The following is a 15857-nucleotide window of genomic DNA, read 5'->3' as shown; positions in this document are numbered from 1 at the left end:
GACATGAACCTGGTCGCGCTCGGGCGCGAGGCCGGGTTGACCCTGCTTTCGCTGGTCGGCGGCAAGCCCGCCGCGCCCGGCATTCGAAAACTGCCGTGCCGGCTGGTGGTGCGGCAGTCATGCGGCCATCCGCCGGGTGGCTGAAAACGAAGCGCCGCGCAATCGGCGCCAAGCCGCGGACCGCGGCCAACCTTGGAGGAGGAGAACATGAGGAACCTGATTGCCAAACTGGCCCTGGCCGCTGCCGTTCTGGGCGGCGGTCTCGGCACTGCCGCCGCCGAGACGGCCAACATATGGGTGCGCGCCGACGGTTCGAATTTCATGCCGAGGATCGTCGATGCCTACAACAAGGCGCACACCAACCAGGTCAAGCTCGATATCATCCCCAATGCCGAGATCATCCCCAAATACGGTGCCGCGGCCGCCGGCGGCACAGCGCCCGACGCGCTGTCGCTCGACCTGATCTACACGCCCTCCTTCGCCGCAGCCGGCCAATTGGAGGACATCACCGACTGGGCAAAGTCCCTGCCCTATTTTGCCAGCCTGTCGCCGGCGCATGTGAAGACCGGCACCTACAAAGACCACATTTACGGCCTGCCCTTCTCCGCCGACGCCTCGGTGCTGATCTGGAACAAGAAGCTGTTCAAGCAGGCCGGCCTCGATCCCGAAAAAGGTCCGGCCAACTGGGCCGAGATCGCGGCCGATGCCGAGAAGGTCAACGCGCTCGGCGGCAACATCAAGGGCTTCTACTTCTCCGGCAATTGCGGCGGCTGCAACATCTTCACCTTCACGCCCCTGATCTGGGCGTCTGGTGGCGACATCCTGAGCGAAGACGGCTCGAAGGCGACGCTGGACAGCCCGCAGCTGCGCGGCGCCATCGATCTCTACCGCTCGATGGTCAAGAAGGATCTGGTACCGGCAGGCGCACAGACCGACACCGGCGCCAATTTCTTTGCCGCCTTCGCCGCCGGCAATATCGGCATCTCGCCGTCCGGCGCCTTTGCCATCGGCGCGCTCAACACCCAGTATCCCGACATCGATTACGGCGTCACCTTCCTGCCGGGCAAGGACAGCGGCTGGTCGTCCTTTGCGGGCGGCGACAATTTCGTCGTCACCAAGGGCACCACGAAACTGCCCGTGGTGAAGGAGTTCCTCGACTTCGCCTATTCGCTCGAGGGCCAGACCATCCTTGCCAAATACGGAAGCCTGCCGGTGCGCGGCGACATCGCCAAGGACGCGTTGAAGGATCTCGATCCGCGCTACCAGATCGCCGCCGAAGCCATGGCCAAGGGCAAGACGCCCTATTCGGTGGTGTTCAACGACCTGATCAACTCCGCCAACGGCCCGTGGACGCAGATGATCAACGAGGTCTTCTTCGGCGACGATGTCGATGGCGCGATAGCCAATGCGCAGGAAACGATGCAGTCGATCATCGACCAGGCGCCGCAGAAGTAGCGGACGCCTGCCGGCCGCCCGCCTGTCTCCCTGGGCGGGTGGCCGGATACCGCATCGCCAACGGCAGGGCTATCGCGTTGAGAAAAGACCCCCTCATCCGGCCGCTTCGCGGCCACCTTCTCCCCGCTGGGGAGAAGAGGCTGGCACCATCCCCGGCAACCTCCTCTCCCCTCAGGGAGAGGTCGGATTGCCCCGAATTGCTCTCTTCAATTGGGTTGGCAATCCGGGTGAGGGGGTTCTTTGCCAATGTCCCAATAGCATCGAGCGCGCAGCCATGACCGTCATCACCGCAGCAACCCCTGCCCCGCCCCGCGCCCGCAAGGTCGCCAGCCGCCACCAATGGATCGGCCTGCTCTATGTCGCGCCGGCTGTCGCGCTGGTCGTCGTCTTTTTCCTGATCCCGCTCGGCATGACGGCGTGGATGTCGCTGCACAACTGGCCCCTGATGGGCGAGCACAGCTTTATCGGCCTCGGCAACTATGTCGCCATCCTGCGCGACACCCGGTTCTGGAACGCGCTGCGCTTCACCGCCTACTACACCGTGATCGTCACCATCGCGATCTTCGTGGTGGCGTTTCCGCTGGCGCTGTTCGTCGAGCGGCCGCGGCCGCTGACCAATCTTTACCGGACGATGTTCTTCATGCCGGCGGTTGTCGGCTTTGCCTCGGCCAGCCTGCTCTGGTCATGGCTGTTGAACGTCGATTCCGGCCTGTTCAGCCCGGCCGCCTACGACCTTGGCCTGATCGACAGGAAGTTCAACCTTTTGGCCACCTTCCAGCCGGCCTTCTGGTCGATCATCGCCATGGTCGTCTGGAAGGTCGCCGGCTTCACCATGATCATTCTGATGGCCGGCCTGCAATCGATCCCGCAGGATCTGCAGGAGGCGGCCGTCATCGACGGCGCCGATCCGTTCGCCAGGTTCAGGGCGATCACTTTGCCGCTGATGCGCCGCACGCTGGCGCTGGCCCTGATCCTGTCGGTCGCCGGCTCGATCCTCGCCTTCGACCAGTTCTACATCATCCTGCGCGGCGGCCCACGCAACCAGACGCTGACGGCGGTCTACTGGATCTTCAACCAGTCCTTCGTGTCGTTCAAGCTCGGCTACGGCGCGGCTTTGTCGATGGTGCTGCTGGTGATCCTGGTGGCGCTCAGCCTCGTCCAGCTGTGGCTGCTGCGCAAGCCGGAGGGGCTCGACTGATGGCGCAGGCCGCTTCCCGCAACCGCCGGCTCTTGAGCCGCATCGGCGAGCATTCGACCGGCATCGTCGCCTCGGTGCTGTTTGCCGCGCCGATCGTGTGGGCGGTGCTGTCGGCGTTCAAGCCAGCGGCCGAAGCGCGCCTGCCGCCGCTGCCGCCCTGGCCGACATCAGGCTTCTCGCTGGAGAACTACGCCACGCTCAACAGCTTCGGCGACGGGCTCTGGGTCTCGGCCCAAAACAGCATCTATGTCTCGGTGATGACCGTGGTGCTGTCGGTCGCCGTCAGCGTGCTGGCCGGCTATGGCTTTTCGCGGTTCCGGTTTCCGTTCAAGGACCTGTTCTTCATCCTCATCCTGTCGACGATCATGATCCCGTTCCAGTCGATCCTGACGCCGATCTTCCTGGTGCTGACCAAGCTTGGCCTGCACAACACGCTGACCGGCCTGGTCGGCGTTTATGTGACGCTGCAACTGCCGTTTTCGATCTTCATGATGCGCAACGCCTTCGACGCAGTGCCGCGCGAGATCGAGGAAGCCGCCCGCATGGACGGCGCCGGCAATCTCACCATGCTTTGGAAGGTGATGCTGCCGCTGGTCTGGCCGGGCGTCGTCACCATCGCCCTGTTTGCCTTCCTCGGCGCCTGGAACGAATTCCTCGCCGCCCTCGTGCTGATGACCGACCAATCCAAATTCACGCTGCCAGTGATGATGACCGCACTGCAGTCGGGCCGCTTCGGCGCCATCGACTGGGGCGCGGTGCAGGCGGGCGTCACCGTGATGATGGTGCCGTGCCTCATCCTGTTCCTGGCGCTGCAGCGCTTCTACATCCGCGGCCTGATGGCCGGGGCCGTCAAATAGAATGGAGTAAATTCATGACCGCATCGCCATCCGCAAAAACCGGGAAACCGAAGCTCGCCTTCCGCCCGCTGCCGGTGCCGCAGGTCGACGTGCACGGCTTCTGGGGCGATCGCGCCGACGCTGTCGCCGCCCGCACCGCCGATATCCTTTACGAGCGCTGCGTGGAGGCCCGCATGCTGGAGCAGATCGATCCGGACCGTCCCTCGCCCGGCATAGTCATCCCCTTCCACTCGCCCTCTCCCGACGAAGCCGACCGCCAGGGCGCGGAATTCACCGGATCGACGGTGACCACGCAGATGTTCTGGGATTCCGATCTCGGCAAGACGATCGAGACCGCGGCCTATTCGCTGTACCGGCGCAAGAATCCCGAACTGGAGAAGAAGATCGACGCCGTCATCGACATGTATGGCAGGCTGCAGCAGGAGGACGGCTATCTCTCCAGCTGGTACCAACGCATCCAGCCCGGCAAGCGCTGGACCAATCTGCGCGACTGCCACGAGCTCTATTGCGCCGGCCATCTGATCGAGGGCGCGGTCGCCTACTACCAGGCGACGGGAAAACGCAAGCTGCTCGATATCATGTGCCGCTATGCCGACCACATCGCGTCGGTACTCGGCCCGGAGCCCGGCAAGAAGAAGGGCTATTGCGGCCACGAGGAGATCGAGCTGGCGCTGGTCAAGCTGGCACGGGTGACCGGCGAGCGGAAATATATGGAGTTGGCCAGATACTTCATCGACCAGCGCGGTCAGCAGCCGCATTATTTCGACGAGGAGGCCCGCGCCCGCGGCGCCGACCCGAAGGCCTATCATTTCAAGACCTATGAATACAGCCAGTCGCATATCCCGGTGCGAGAACAGAACAAGGTCGTCGGCCATGCTGTCAGGGCGATGTACCTCTATTCCGGCATGGCCGATATCGCGACCGAATATGGCGATGATACGCTGCGAGCAGCACTCGACCTTCTGTGGGACGATCTCACCACCAAGAGTCTCTACATCACTGGCGGACTGGGGCCGTCGGCGCACAATGAGGGCTTCACCAGCGACTACGACCTGCCCAACGAAAGCGCCTATGCCGAGACCTGTGCGGCGGTCGGCTTGGTGTTCTGGGCCAGCCGCATGCTCGGCATGGGGCCGAACGCGCGCTACGCCGACATGATGGAACGCGCCCTCTACAACGGTTCGATCTCGGGCCTGTCGCTCGACGGCTCGCTGTTTTTCTACGAGAATCCATTGGAAAGCCGGGGCAAGCACAACAGGTGGAAGTGGCACCGCTGCCCGTGCTGCCCGCCCAATATCGGGCGCATGGTCGCCTCGATCGGCAGCTATTTCTACAGCCTGGCCCACGATGCGCTGGCCGTCCACCTCTATGGCGACTCGACCGGGCGCTTCGATATATCGGGCGTCCCGGTGAGCCTGACGCAGGTCAGCAGCTATCCCTGGGACGGCGCCGTCGACATCATGCTCGAACCGCGGGCGCCGGTCGAGTTCACTTTGCACCTGCGCATTCCCGCCTGGAGCGCCAGTGCCGGGTTGAAGATAAACGGCGAAGCCATCAGGCTGGCGGATATCACCAGCGACGGCTACGCCGCGATCAAGCGGACATGGAAAAAGGGCGACAATGTCCGGCTCGATCTCGAAATGCCGATCGAGCGGCTTTATGCCAACCCGCAGGTGCGCCAGGATGCTGGCCGCGTCGCGCTGTCACGCGGCCCGCTGATCTATTGCGTCGAGGCATCAGACAATGACAGCCAGCCGCATCGCCTGACGCTGCCGCGGACGGCCACCATCGAAGCGCAGCACCGGCCGGAACTTCTCGGCGGCGTGGTGACGCTGTCGACCGCGGCACTTGCCGATGTCTCCGACGGCTGGCAGGACGGGCTCTACAGGCCCGAGCCGCCGGCCACCGCCGAGACGCGACTGACCGCCATTCCCTATTTCGCCTGGGACAACCGCGAGCCCGGCGAGATGCTGGTATGGCTCAGGGACGGCTGAACGAGGTCGGTGTATCGGCGATGACCGATCCAAGCTCAGCCGCGGTCGATGCCGCGGTTTCGGGCTTTTGGTCCATATAGCGCAGACGCAGGCGCAGGAATGGCGCCTCGACGCAGGTATAGCTGAGATAGCCGATCGGGATCGTCGCCACGAAGCACAATGCGGACCAGAGGCATGCGACGTAGAAATTGCTGATGCTCATGACATTCGTGTCTATGAACGCTGCCAATTGCATGACGAAGAACAGGTGCAGAAGATAGATCGAATAGCTGTAGGCCCCAGCCTTCTCCAGTACCCTGAACGGCGGGCTTGTTCGCTTTCTCGAAAAGCTCGTGTCGTAGTAGGCGATGCCGAATGAATAGGCTGCCGCCTCCAGGGTCGGCAGGATGATCCATATCCAATGAGGCGACGGATAGCGGCCCAGTTGGTAAAATCCGCCGGCTGCATCGAACCACCAGAAGAACCCCGAAAAAGCCATGAGAACGGCCAGCGCCAGCCAGTGTTGGTTCTTCGCGTGGGCACGCAGGTGAAAGGCAAGAATGCCGGCCAGGAACTGATCCGCATGGCCTATGATGGTTGCGGACGCCGCCGACTGCACTTCGCCGATCTGCACATACAGGACGGACCTCAGCACAATGGCTGCCGCGATGAACAGCAAGGGCGCGAACACAAACCGCCTGGATACCATCAGCAAGAACGGCAGCAACAGGTAGAAGTGCGCTTCGATCGTTATCGACCAGCCGCCATTCGGGAGGGTGGGAAAAAGAAACCCCAATCCGACGCCCGTGAAATACCCGTCGAGGGACTGGCCGGCCACGTACCTGCGGCAGGCCTCGATGCATAGCACGACCAGGAGAAGCGGAAGCAGCCTGAGGGCCCTGTTGGCAAAGAAGGGCAGATAGTTGATCTGCTTTCCATCGAGCAGCTTGGCGAACAGGTAGCCGGAAAGCGCCATGAACAGGGAAACGCCAGTATGCCCTTCATCCAGAACGCTGAAGATAGGAAGAGCCGGCACGAAATCATAAGGCACGGGGCCTTCAGGAGAAGCATGAAGGAAATGCCAGGTAAAGACAAGAAAGGCCGCCAGGCCACGAACATGATCCAGCGCTGGGTAGTGCTCTCCGGTCGAGGATTTCATGATTGGTCCACGCGCACCGTGTCCTGCGCCGGTGTTCAGGTCATCGTTGGCCCAGAACTGTTTTCAATTCATTAAACCTTCACTGCGGAGACTTACGAAATCAGAGATTTGCTTCGCAAGGTGCTGTGGCCTGCAAGCATCCGGAGCCAAACACGACTGAAGCGTGCCGCGTCTGAGCGGATCACTTCTGGGCGGATCACTTCTGGGCGACGGTCAGCCCGATCTCTTCCGCCACCAGTTCCTGCAGCCGCCACAGATTGCGGTCGCGGATGCCGCAGGCTTCGAGGTGGCGGATCGTCTCGAATAGATATTGCGCGCCCGAGCCCCAATGACCGACGGCTGTCACCAGCGTCGCCGCGATCGCCTGCTTGTCGAGCTTGCCGGCATAACGCGGATTGGCGGGATCGACGACGAAACCAATCGCGCGACATGGGCCGCCTTCGGTCCTGACCTGCAGCCAGCGCGGCACGTTGACGGCGGGCAGGATGGTCATTTCGCGGCGCAGCAGCGCTTCGAGGTTGGCCGCCACCGGTTCCGCGATCTCGAACACCATGCCCTGGCACTGGCCGCCGCGATCGAGCGCCATCATCAAGCCGGGCTGCTCGACCGTGCCGCGAAAACGCTGCACCGTGAAGCAGAACGAACGATGCCAGCCGCTGGCCACCGCGCGTTCTCCGCCCCTCACCTCGCCGGCGGGCTTCCACAGCAGCGAGCCATAGGCAAATAGTTTCAGCGGCCCGGCCGGAGCGCCGGCCAGCACCTCGTCGCGGATACGCGCATAGTCGGCATCGGTCATGTGAACCATGCCCGGCGTCGGCCCGGCATCCTCGACAGCACGCATAGTGCGCGCGACCAACGCCTCGGTCAGCGCCATCGGCGTGTTGCGCGGCACGGACTTGCGCGGCGATATGGCAGAAATCGGCTGGTTCATTTCATACCCTCTACCGTCGCCGTCATGTTGCCGAAGGCAGAGGGATTCTCAAGGGTCCATGTGACCGGCGCAAAATTCAACGGCCGATGCCGGGCGGGTGACCCTCCCGCCCGGCATCCAATCATTCTAGTGCTTGGTGCTCTTGCCGCCGATGGGGATGCGCCTCATCTTGTTCTGTGCCTTCTCGGATTTCGGCAAGGTGACGAACAGCACGCCGTTGCGGAAATCGGCAGCGACCTTGTCTTCTTCGACTTCGAAGCCGATCGGAATGCGACGTTCGAAGCGGCCGTAGAATCGCTCGGAGAACTGACGTTCCTTGTCGTCGGTTTCGGCGTGTTTTTCACCGCGCAACGTCAGGACGCCGTCATCGAGCAACACCTCGATGTCCTTTTCCTCCATGCCGGGTATCTCGGCGGTCACGCGGATTTCCTTGTCCGTTTCCGAGATTTCCACGCTAGGCCAGCCACCGCCCGCTGAAGAGAGCCTGCCCAAGGATGGAAGACGTGAACCGAAACCGCGGAACATGTCGTCAACAAGGCGGTTCATCTCGCGATGCAGGCTCATGAATGGGTCCTGATCGCGGTCGCCTGAGAGGGTCTGAACCTGGTTTGGATCGCGACCCCATGGCATCAGATCACGAATGGTCATTGCATTTGCTCCTTTCTTGATCCTGTCTATCGTTCGTTTGCATGCTCTGGTTGCCATGCTCGGACGATGCGCGTCTGCGCCATTGGCGCTCCGGTCCCGTTGGAAACGCCTGGATCAGTGGCGGGGGCTCGCGCACCTGAGCCTGCCCGAAGGCCACCGCCCCTGACCCGCGCGGCGCCCGTGAAGCCGGCGCCTCGTCGGCACTGGTGCGGAGGATTTTGGACTCCGTCGCGGGTGGGTCAAGACCTCGTAATGTAATGTGATTGGTGCATGCAGGTGCCTGCGTCACCGGTGCTGTCCACATCAGTCGTGCCCTTCGATCGGCACTTCGCGAAACAGTGGTCAACCGCCAGCTTGGTGTCTGCTGGACCGGAGCCGCCTCGGCCTCAACGCGCGGCTGGTCGGCTGGATCGGCGGTCTCGAGGACAGGGAACAATGCCGCTGGCAGGCCGTTCTGTTCCTTGCCGGAGGATGCCATGAACGACGCGTCGGCAAAGCCCGCTGGCCCCGTCCTTTCATCGGCGGAGCGCGTCAACACGCTGTCGCATTTTCACCGCGCCGAGATCGCTCGCATGGCGGGATGGCGCGACCGGCTGGACAGGACAACCAACTGGGCAATCACGGTGGTGGCGGCGCTGCTTTCGGTATCGCTGTCGACGGCCAGTGCGCATCACGGCGTGCTGCTTTTCGCCATGCTGCTGATCCTGCTGCTGCTATGGATCGAGGCGCGCCGCTATCGGTTCTTCGATTTCTATCGGGCGCGCGTACGCCAGTTCGAGCGCCACTATTTCGCGCAGATCTTTTCCCCACAGCCCGACTTTGCCTCGGACTGGCTGCTCATCGTCGGGGAAGGCCTACGCGCGCCGAAGTTCCTGCTGTCGCAGCGCGTCGCGCTGGCCCGTCGGCTGCGGCGAAATTACATCTACCTGTTCCTGATCCTCTTGCTGGCCTGGGTGCTCAAGATATCCACCCCCAGCCTTCAAACCGTGGGCGTCAGGACCGGCTTTGCCGGTTCGCTTCGCGAAGCCGTAGACAGCGCCGCCCTTGGCCCCGTTCCCGGTGTGGCGATCGTGGTTGTCGTGGCCGCATTCTATGTCGGGTTGCTTGCCATCGTCTTTTTCACGGCCGATAACGACGGCGAACTGTCCTTTGGCGACGTGCATGTTTGACGTTGATGCCCGGCAACACGCCGCTGCAACGCAAACGGCGGCCCGCGCGCTGAGATGGTCGGTCCGCCGAGACGTTTGAGGGAACGGAACTTCGCGCCTAGATGCCGAAGAACTGCTTGCCAACCATGTAACCCAGTGCCGCCACGACCAGCGGAAACAGCGCCGGCGCGGCTTTGCCCAGAAGGGAGACCTGCGGGTCCTTCGCCGGCGTATGACGTGCATTGCCGAGATTCTTGGTCATTGCTTGCCTCAGGTTCGAAAGACTCATTAGCAAATGCTGATTAACAGCATGACCGCATTAACGGCTTGATAGGAAATCAACTCTGATCAGATGCAAATTCTAATGATCGGCACATGGACGGCAAAGACGCGCTGCCCTATTTGGCGGCGTTCGAAGCATCGACGGGGACGCGCGGCCGTTCGCGGCAATCGACAAAAACACGCCCGAACAACAAGATGGCTCAGGAACTCGATTTAGCAGGTGAGCGCCAGCTCCGAAGCCGGTGCAGTTCATCCGCCGTCTCGCCCGAGCTTCGTGTTGATAGCTCGGGGTCGAACGCATGTCCGCGGCGTAGGCAGGCCGCCTCCCGTCAAAAAATTCGCAAACCAATGTCGGACTGGCTAGGCTTCGTCCGTCCTTGGGGTATCGAACAGGCATTCATGAAAGGATCCAGCAATGCCCGGCACCGTACGTTTGCACCGCGTTCTGACGACCAGCCCTGAAAAGGTCTATCGCGCCTTCGTTGAAGCGGACGCGCTGGCCAAGTGGCTTCCGCCAAACGGCTTCACCTGCACGGTCCATAATTTCGAGGCAAAGGTCGGAGGCACGTTCAAGATGTCGTTCCGCAATTTCACCACCGGCGACAGCCACGCCTTCGGCGGCGAATACCTTGAACTCGTTCCGGGCGAGCGCCTGCTCTACACCGACAGGTTCGACGATCCCAACCTGCCCGGCGAGATACGGGTGACCGTGGTCTTGAAAAAAGTGTCGGTCGGCACTGAAATCGACATTACCCAGGCCGGCATTCCGGACGTCATTCCGGTCGAGGCCTGCTATCTCGGCTGGCAGGAATCGCTCAGAAATCTGGCAAAGCTCGTCGAGCCCGAGATCAATCAATAGGCTGCGGATGGCCGGGAGAACGGCCGTTTCTGGCCTGCCGAAGCCTGAAACTTGGACTGTGGCGGGAACTGCCCTTTGTCGCTAGCAATTCATCATTGCGGCACCCCTGTGCCTGGACGTGTCGATGAAGAATGCAGCGGAGGTTGAAAAAGCATGACTCTGACCAACCGAGACATCGTCGAGTTGACGGCGTGGCGGCGCCAGCTGCACCAGTATCCGGAAATCTCGAATGAAGAGGAGAAGACGGCAAAGGAGGTCGTCGCCTTCCTCGCCGATACGGGGCCGGACAAGGTGCTGACACAGCTCGGCGGGCACGGCGTCGCGGTCACATATGACAGCGGCAAAGCAGGGCCGACGGTGCTGTTCCGTTCGGAACTCGATGCCTTGCCTATCGAAGAACTTTCAGGCGTGCCGCATGCGTCGCGCGTGCCGGGCAAGTCGCATATGTGCGGCCATGACGGACACACCGCCATCCTGGCATCCCTCGGCCGGCAGTTGGGGCGCGAGCGGCCTGCAAGCGGCCGCGTCGTGCTGATGTTCCAGCCGGCGGAGGAAACCGGCAATGGCGCAGCCGGCGTCGTTGCCGATCCCCGCTTCGGCGAGATCGCGCCGGATTTCGCTTTCTCGCTGCACAACCTGCCTGGCGTGCCGTTCGGCGAGGTGCGGCTCAAGCCCGGCGTGGTCAACTGTGCGTCACGCGGCATGCGCATCGTGCTGGAGGGCAAGACCGCCCATTCATCCATGCCGGAGACCGGCACCTCGCCGATGCTGGCGATCAGTGAGCTGATGCCGGCGCTGCCGGCGCTCGGGCGCGGAACCTTCGCCGACGACGACTTCTCCATGCTGACCGTCACCCATGCCGCGATGGGCGAGGCCGTGTTCGGCATCGCGCCGGCTCATGCGCAGGTCTGGGCAACGCTGCGCACCCGGCGTGACGAGCGCATGGCGAACCTTTGTGCTGCTGCCGAAGCACTGGTCGCCAGGATCGCCGGCGAGCATCGCCTTACCGCCCGCTGGGACTATCACGAGATCTTCGTCGCCAGCGTCAACGCGCCGGACGCGGTGGAGCATCTGCGGCGCGCGCTCGATGAAGAGGGCGTATCGCACGGCGAAGAGGCCCTGCCGATGCGCGCCTCGGAAGATTTCGGCCTGTTCGGCCATAGTGCCAAGTCGGCGATGTTCTTCCTCGGTGCGGGCGAGCGGCACCCCGCCTTGCACAATCCCGACTATGACTTTCCCGACGACCTGATCCCGATCGGGTCGAGGATCTTCATGCGCACGGCACGCAATCTCCTGGGTTGACCTCCGCCAACTCCAACGCCGAAAGGAACATGCAATGCCAAAGATACCGAAGAACACGATTTGCCTTTGGTTCGACAAGGACGCCGAGGCTGCGGCGCGCTTCTACGCAGAGACCTTTCCCGACACCAGCGTGGGCGCCGTTCACCGTGCGCCGAGCGATTTTCCGTCCGGCAAGAAAGGCGACGTGTTGACGGTCGAATTTACCGTCGCCGGCATTCCCTGCATCGGATTGAACGGCGGCTCCACATTCAAGCAGAACGAGGCCTTCTCGTTCCAGATCGCCACCGACGATCAGCAGGAAACCGACCGCTACTGGAATGCCATCGTCGGCAATGGCGGCCAGGAGAGCGTGTGCGGCTGGTGCAAGGACAAATGGGGCGTGTCTTGGCAAATCACGCCGCGCACGCTGACCGAGGCCATGGCGGCCGGCGGCGAGGAAGCCAAACGCGCCTTTGATGCGATGATGGAGATGACAAAGATCGACGTCGCGGCGATCGACGCAGCCCGGCGCGGCTGACCTCGATCGGGGCTGAGTTGCTATCTGACCTTGATGACGACCTTGCCCTTGGCGCGTCCTGTTTCGACATAGGCCAGCGCCTCATTGGTCGCCTCGAAGGGAAATATCCGGTCGACGACCGGGCGGATCGCGCCGGATTCGATGAGCGATGCGATCTTGCTCAGCTGCTCGCCCTGCGCCCACATGAAAAGGAACGAGAACGTCACGCCACGGCGCTTGGCTTTCGCTCGAATACCGCGGCTCAGCAGGCGAAGCACCAGCCTCAGCACCACGTTCAGTCCCTTTTCCCTGGCAAATTCCGGATCCGGTGGGCCGGAGATGGAGATGAGCTTGCCACCCGGTTTCAGCACATTCAGTGATTTTTCAAGTGTCTTGGCGTCCTGGCTGTTCAAGACGACGTCGTAGCCCGAAAGGACTTTCTCGAAATCGTCTTTCCTGTAGTCGACGACGATATCGGCGCCGAGCCCCTTGACCAGACCGGCACTCGCCGCGCTGGCGGTGGTCGCAATGGTCGCGCCGAGATGCTTTGCCAGTTGGATGGCGAATGTCCCCACGCCGCCGGAACCGGCTTGAATGAAGACCTTCTGTCCCTTCTTCAGCTTGGCCCTTTCGACGAGCGCCTGCCAGGCGGTCAGGCCGACCAGCGGGATCGAGGCCGCCTCCTCCATGCTGAGGTTCCCGGGTTTCAGGGCCACGTCGGCTTCATCCATGGCTATGAACTCGGCGAACGTCCCGATCCGGCCATCGCGCGGCCGCGCATAGACGTCGTCGCCCAGGTCGAATTTGCGGACTTTCGATCCCACGCGCACAACCCTCCCGGCCACGTCGTGACCCAGGATGAAGGGCCAGCGATAGGGCAGGATCAGCTTGAACTCTCCGGTTTTGACCTTGGAATCGAGCAGGTTCACCGCCGCGGCGTGGACCTCGACCAGGACATCGCTGTCCCCGAGTTTCGGCTCCGGCATTTCGGCTAGCCGCAGAGTGCCGTTCTTGCTGTACTTGTCGACGACGAATGCCTTCATGGCAGTGACTTTCTGAGAGTGATTTTGGTGTGTCGCATGTGCGTGAAATCCTCTGCTCGCTGTGTTCAAACGGGCAGGCGGAATTGTTTCCGCAGGCTCTTGTCGAATATCCCCGCGGGAGCAAAGCGACGCAGCAGGCTGACCTGGCGCGCAGCCTTGCCGGCGGTGTAGCGCCGTTGCGGACGGGCATCGGTCGCTGCCTTGACGACCACTTGCGCCACCATTTCCGGCCGGTCGGCGACAGGCATCACGTCGCGAAGCAGCGCTTCCAGCGTAGCGCGGGCCTGATCGTATTCCTGCAACGGCGAATCCGGCTGGATCCCGTTCTGGTCGAAGACAGTACGAACGAATGCCGGCTCGATGACCGAAACGCGGATGTTGAAGGCGCGAACCTCGTGGTCGAGCGATTCCGAATAGCCCTCGAGCGCGTGCTTGACCGCCGAATAATGCGCTGAATACGGCGCGGGCACCAGTCCCAGCACAGAGCCGATATTGATGATGCGCCCCTCGCCACGCTGCCGCATCGACGGCAGCACCGCATTGGTCATGCGGATGACGCCGAACAGATTGACGTCGAACAGAGCCTGCACCTGGGCAATCGAGAATTCCTCGGCGCCTCCAAGCTGGCCGACCCCGGCATTGTTGACCAAGAGGTCGATCCGGCCGGTCTGCGAGAGCACCGTCGAAACGAGTGCGGCAACGGCCTCACTGTCGGTCACGTCGCAGATCAGCATGATCACCCCGTCCGGATCGTTGCCGGCCTTGCGCCGGCTGGTTCCGAAGACGGTGAACCCGGCCCGCGCAAGGGCTTCGGCACTGGCGCGGCCGATGCCCGAAGAGGCTCCGGTCACAACAGCGGTTTTTCCGGCATTCGTTTTCATTTCGTGCTCCAAACTCATGGGGGCTAGCTTTTTTGCATCTGTTAAATTACAGTCGTAATATCAGATTATGATCATAATGCAATAGCAGAAAGGAATAGCAGCCATGCGCTACGAAAAGGGCAGGAAGGACGCCTCGCGCGGCCGGATCCTGGAGGTCGCCGCGGAACGCTTTCGGAAAAACGGCATAGCGGCGTCCGGACTGGCAACCATCATGGGCGACGCCGGGCTGACGAACGGGGCTTTCTATCCCCACTTTCAATCAAAGGCGGCGCTTGTCCGTGAAACGGTCGCTGCAGCTCTCGAGGATCAATCCGACGAGATACGGCAAGCATTGGCCTCCGGCGGCTTGGCAATGGCCATAGACACATATCTGTCTGCGGCGCATCGGGATAATCCCGGGAAGGGCTGCGCCTCTGCCGCCTTGCTGGCGGAAATCGCCCGCGAGCCACCCGAAACGCGTCAGCTTTATACCGAGCGTTTGCTGACCCAGGTGCGCCAGGTGTCGGTAGAGCTGCCGCCGCAAACTCCTGATCCGGAGGGCGTTGCGTTCGCTATCTTTGCGACCCTCATTGGCACGCTTCAACTGGCCCGTGCCGTGGAGGGAACGGAATTGTCGGATCGTATCCTTGCGGCAGGGAAAGCTGCGGCGCGCGCGCTGATCGAGCAGAGTTAGGGGATGTCACGCGTGGGCACGTCAAAGACATCCTCAGGCGGTGCGACGCCCAGCCCCGCATCGGCCCCTTGGGCAGGAACAGCACCGCCCGTATGATGGTCAGATGCGCGCCCGCTCTTCAGTGCCCGGTGCCGCGACCGAAGGACCTGGCGTCCTTGGCCAGCACCAGCTCGGCATCGTCGGTAACATAGCTGACATAGCGATAGTCGCGGATGAAGCTGATCTGACCTTCTCGCCACTCCAGCCACATGAAATGATGCGGTTTCTGGTCGGCATGGCTTTCGAACACAGCGATCACCTCGCGGCCGTCGAGCCAGGCCGGCGTCAGCCACACGCGGTCGCTTTTGGCGTAGATCGTGAAGAACATGCCGACATCCGCCGCACCCGAGCGCGTCGCATGCAGGGACTGATGAAGCCTGACGTCGTCGGCAAGCAGGGCGCGCAAGCCGTCCCAATCCCGCTGGTTGAACAGGGTCGCATAACGGACCACGGCGGCCGACGCGATACGCGCATCGGGAGCCGAACTGGCCTGCGCACTGACTTCCCTAAGCCGGGCGCGGCCGCGCGCCAAGTGCCCTTTCACCGCATCGACGGTGATGCCGAGCAAAGCAGCGATCTCGGCCAGCGGCTCGTCGAGCACATCTCTGAGGATGACGACGCTGCGCTGGAGCAGCGGAAGCTCCGCGAAGCGCGACACTGCGGTCTGTATAGCTTGCCTGCGCATCAGCATCTCCACCGGGTCGGCTTTGGTGTCGTCGGCAATTTCAAGCGCCGCCTCGATAGGCTCCGCCGCGCGGATCGCGCGGCTGCGCAGCAGGTCAAGCGCACGGTTGTGGGCGACGCGGAACAGCCAGGGCCTGAGCTGCGGCACCTCGCCCAGCTCATTCAGCGCAACGAAGGCTCGCGCAAACGTGTCCTGCACGACATCCTCCCCCGTCGATGACCGAGCCCA

General features: G+C 62.6%; 15 protein-coding genes and 2 pseudogenes. 10 read left to right on the top strand and 7 right to left on the bottom strand.

Annotated elements, in window-relative coordinates; genetic code table 11:
• The 5 genes and pseudogenes from ENZ75_RS34955 to ENZ75_RS04090 form a co-directional block, all read left to right on the top strand.
• Positions 1-144 (top strand): annotated as a pseudogene (locus ENZ75_RS34955) (LacI family DNA-binding transcriptional regulator); the annotation flags it as partial.
• Between the two features lie 63 nt (positions 145-207).
• On the top strand, positions 208-1455 hold the full coding sequence (locus ENZ75_RS04105) for a sugar ABC transporter substrate-binding protein (protein ID WP_013530526.1): 1248 nt from the start codon (positions 208-210) through the stop codon (positions 1453-1455).
• A 274-nt stretch (positions 1456-1729) separates the two neighbouring features.
• Positions 1730-2653 (top strand): sugar ABC transporter permease, encoded by a 924-nt coding sequence (locus ENZ75_RS04100; RefSeq protein WP_063168669.1) that lies wholly within the window; start codon positions 1730-1732, stop codon positions 2651-2653.
• Complete coding sequence (locus tag ENZ75_RS04095) at positions 2653-3510, top strand: carbohydrate ABC transporter permease (protein ID WP_013530524.1); 858 nt, start codon at positions 2653-2655, stop codon at positions 3508-3510. Before ENZ75_RS04100 ends, ENZ75_RS04095 begins: the two co-directional genes overlap by 1 nt.
• 14 nt (positions 3511-3524) lie before the next feature.
• Positions 3525-5504: a glycoside hydrolase family 127 protein gene (locus tag ENZ75_RS04090; protein WP_063168670.1), complete on the top strand. Its 1980-nt coding sequence runs from the start codon at positions 3525-3527 to the stop codon at positions 5502-5504.
• On the opposite strand, the gene ENZ75_RS04085 is transcribed toward ENZ75_RS04090, so the two are convergent.
• From ENZ75_RS04085 to ENZ75_RS04075, 3 genes are all read right to left on the bottom strand, one after another.
• Positions 5491-6642: an acyltransferase gene (locus tag ENZ75_RS04085; protein WP_063168671.1), complete on the bottom strand. Its 1152-nt coding sequence runs from the start codon at positions 6640-6642 to the stop codon at positions 5491-5493. The two genes, ENZ75_RS04090 and ENZ75_RS04085, sit on opposite strands and share 14 nt — an antisense overlap.
• A 196-nt stretch (positions 6643-6838) precedes the next feature.
• Positions 6839-7573 (bottom strand): gamma-glutamylcyclotransferase, encoded by a 735-nt coding sequence (locus ENZ75_RS04080; protein WP_013530521.1) that lies wholly within the window; start codon positions 7571-7573, stop codon positions 6839-6841.
• 126 nt (positions 7574-7699) lie between these two features.
• The gene (locus ENZ75_RS04075) at positions 7700-8221 is read right to left on the bottom strand and encodes an Hsp20/alpha crystallin family protein (RefSeq protein WP_013530520.1); all 522 of its coding nucleotides are present in this window, start codon (positions 8219-8221) and stop codon (positions 7700-7702) included.
• Positions 8222-8697: 476 nt separating this feature from the next.
• On the opposite strand from ENZ75_RS04075, the gene ENZ75_RS04070 reads away from it, so the two are divergent.
• Positions 8698-9390: a DUF2270 domain-containing protein gene (locus ENZ75_RS04070; RefSeq protein WP_063168672.1), complete on the top strand. Its 693-nt coding sequence runs from the start codon at positions 8698-8700 to the stop codon at positions 9388-9390.
• Positions 9391-9487: 97 nt separating this feature from the next.
• On the opposite strand, the gene ENZ75_RS04065 is transcribed toward ENZ75_RS04070, so the two are convergent.
• Complete coding sequence (locus ENZ75_RS04065) at positions 9488-9631, bottom strand: hypothetical protein (protein WP_013530518.1); 144 nt, start codon at positions 9629-9631, stop codon at positions 9488-9490.
• 435 nt (positions 9632-10066) lie between these two features.
• Here ENZ75_RS04065 and ENZ75_RS04060 point away from each other — a divergent pair, with 435 nt between their 5' ends.
• From ENZ75_RS04060 to ENZ75_RS04050, 3 genes are all read left to right on the top strand, one after another.
• A complete protein-coding gene (locus ENZ75_RS04060) occupies positions 10067-10510 on the top strand; it encodes an SRPBCC family protein (RefSeq protein WP_013530517.1) in 444 nt (147 codons plus the stop codon).
• Between the two features lie 153 nt (positions 10511-10663).
• Positions 10664-11812, top strand: a complete 1149-nt coding sequence (locus ENZ75_RS04055) for an amidohydrolase (protein ID WP_013530516.1) — start codon at positions 10664-10666, stop codon at positions 11810-11812.
• A gap of 43 nt (positions 11813-11855) precedes the next feature.
• On the top strand, positions 11856-12329 hold the full coding sequence (locus ENZ75_RS04050) for a VOC family protein (protein ID WP_027160885.1): 474 nt from the start codon (positions 11856-11858) through the stop codon (positions 12327-12329).
• A gap of 20 nt (positions 12330-12349) precedes the next feature.
• On the opposite strand, the gene ENZ75_RS04045 is transcribed toward ENZ75_RS04050, so the two are convergent.
• Together ENZ75_RS04045 and ENZ75_RS04040 are read right to left on the bottom strand one after the other, a co-directional pair.
• Positions 12350-13351 (bottom strand): NADP-dependent oxidoreductase, encoded by a 1002-nt coding sequence (locus ENZ75_RS04045; protein WP_063168673.1) that lies wholly within the window; start codon positions 13349-13351, stop codon positions 12350-12352.
• Positions 13352-13416: 65 nt separating this feature from the next.
• Positions 13417-14232 (bottom strand): oxidoreductase, encoded by an 816-nt coding sequence (locus ENZ75_RS04040; RefSeq protein WP_063168674.1) that lies wholly within the window; start codon positions 14230-14232, stop codon positions 13417-13419.
• Between the two features lie 103 nt (positions 14233-14335).
• Here ENZ75_RS04040 and ENZ75_RS04035 point away from each other — a divergent pair, with 103 nt between their 5' ends.
• Entirely contained in the window at positions 14336-14905 is a 570-nt protein-coding gene (locus ENZ75_RS04035; RefSeq protein ID WP_063168675.1) for a TetR/AcrR family transcriptional regulator, read from the top strand.
• A 118-nt stretch (positions 14906-15023) separates the two neighbouring features.
• Here ENZ75_RS04035 and ENZ75_RS04030 read toward each other — a convergent pair.
• Positions 15024-15857, bottom strand: a pseudogene (locus tag ENZ75_RS04030) (sigma-70 family RNA polymerase sigma factor); the annotation flags it as partial.

Origin of the sequence: Mesorhizobium sp. M7A.F.Ca.CA.002.04.1.1, assembly GCF_004022805.1 — a bacterium.
GTDB lineage: Bacteria > Pseudomonadota > Alphaproteobacteria > Rhizobiales > Rhizobiaceae > Mesorhizobium > Mesorhizobium ciceri.
This window is presented reverse-complemented; position numbering and strand designations above follow the sequence as displayed.

Excerpts from the sequence above, each read along its gene's own strand:
- ENZ75_RS04105 (WP_013530526.1), top strand. The coding sequence starts at position 208 with ATGAGGAACCTGATTGCCAAACTGGCCCTGGCCGCTGCCGTTCTGGGC.
- ENZ75_RS04100 (WP_063168669.1), top strand. The coding sequence starts at position 1,730 with ATGACCGTCATCACCGCAGCAACCCCTGCCCCGCCCCGCGCCCGCAAG.
- ENZ75_RS04095 (WP_013530524.1), top strand. The coding sequence starts at position 2,653 with ATGGCGCAGGCCGCTTCCCGCAACCGCCGGCTCTTGAGCCGCATCGGC.
- ENZ75_RS04090 (WP_063168670.1), top strand. The coding sequence starts at position 3,525 with ATGACCGCATCGCCATCCGCAAAAACCGGGAAACCGAAGCTCGCCTTC.
- ENZ75_RS04085 (WP_063168671.1), bottom strand. The coding sequence starts at position 6,642 with ATGAAATCCTCGACCGGAGAGCACTACCCAGCGCTGGATCATGTTCGT.
- ENZ75_RS04080 (WP_013530521.1), bottom strand. The coding sequence starts at position 7,573 with ATGAACCAGCCGATTTCTGCCATATCGCCGCGCAAGTCCGTGCCGCGC.
- ENZ75_RS04075 (WP_013530520.1), bottom strand. The coding sequence starts at position 8,221 with ATGACCATTCGTGATCTGATGCCATGGGGTCGCGATCCAAACCAGGTT.
- ENZ75_RS04070 (WP_063168672.1), top strand. The coding sequence starts at position 8,698 with ATGAACGACGCGTCGGCAAAGCCCGCTGGCCCCGTCCTTTCATCGGCG.
- ENZ75_RS04065 (WP_013530518.1), bottom strand. The coding sequence starts at position 9,631 with ATGACCAAGAATCTCGGCAATGCACGTCATACGCCGGCGAAGGACCCG.
- ENZ75_RS04060 (WP_013530517.1), top strand. The coding sequence starts at position 10,067 with ATGCCCGGCACCGTACGTTTGCACCGCGTTCTGACGACCAGCCCTGAA.
- ENZ75_RS04055 (WP_013530516.1), top strand. The coding sequence starts at position 10,664 with ATGACTCTGACCAACCGAGACATCGTCGAGTTGACGGCGTGGCGGCGC.
- ENZ75_RS04045 (WP_063168673.1), bottom strand. The coding sequence starts at position 13,351 with ATGAAGGCATTCGTCGTCGACAAGTACAGCAAGAACGGCACTCTGCGG.
- ENZ75_RS04040 (WP_063168674.1), bottom strand. The coding sequence starts at position 14,232 with ATGAAAACGAATGCCGGAAAAACCGCTGTTGTGACCGGAGCCTCTTCG.
- ENZ75_RS04035 (WP_063168675.1), top strand. The coding sequence starts at position 14,336 with ATGCGCTACGAAAAGGGCAGGAAGGACGCCTCGCGCGGCCGGATCCTG.